At 51.3% G+C, this 439-nt stretch carries 1 protein-coding gene and 1 pseudogene; both read right to left on the bottom strand.

Going from position 1 to position 439, the window contains the following annotated elements; translation table 11 throughout:
* Positions 1–236 (bottom strand): ATP-binding protein (locus EMM73_RS19905; RefSeq protein ID WP_222422716.1); only part of this gene is annotated, 236 nt, incomplete at its 3' end.
* 11 nt (positions 237–247) lie between these two features.
* A pseudogene (locus tag EMM73_RS19900) lies at positions 248–439 on the bottom strand (IS21 family transposase); the annotation flags it as partial.

Here is a 439-nt window from a genome sequence, read left to right as displayed (position 1 = left end):
GGGTGCTCGTAGTTGATGTCACGGGCATTGGCCTGCACTTTGAGTGTAGCGCTGGTCAGTAACCGTTGCTGTTTGCGGTTATCCCGGCTTTGGTGCTCGTGGTCTATCAGCAATTGCAGCCGTTCTTCGAACGACAGCCCCTGATAGGTGCCGGGCTGTTCCAGTTGCTGCAGTAAGGCCTGCGCCATACCTGTCAGTTTCAGTTGTCGTAATAAAGTGATGTTTTGCTGGTTCATAACGGTCTCTCTTAATGGAAGCTTTGAGGGCCACGGATGTTTTCGTGGTGCTGGGGTAATGCAGGCAATTTCTCGTCTTCGGTGACGACGGTATCCAGATTGCTGCACAGGATGGCTTTGATATTTTTCAGGCGATTGAGTTGATGGGTGTTAGCAATCGCACAGGCCTGATTTAACCGCTCTGGTGGATATTGACGAGTCAG

The sequence above is a fragment of the Rheinheimera sediminis genome (assembly GCF_004005375.1).
Taxonomy (GTDB): Bacteria; Pseudomonadota; Gammaproteobacteria; order Enterobacterales; family Alteromonadaceae; genus Pararheinheimera.
This window is presented reverse-complemented; position numbering and strand designations above follow the sequence as displayed.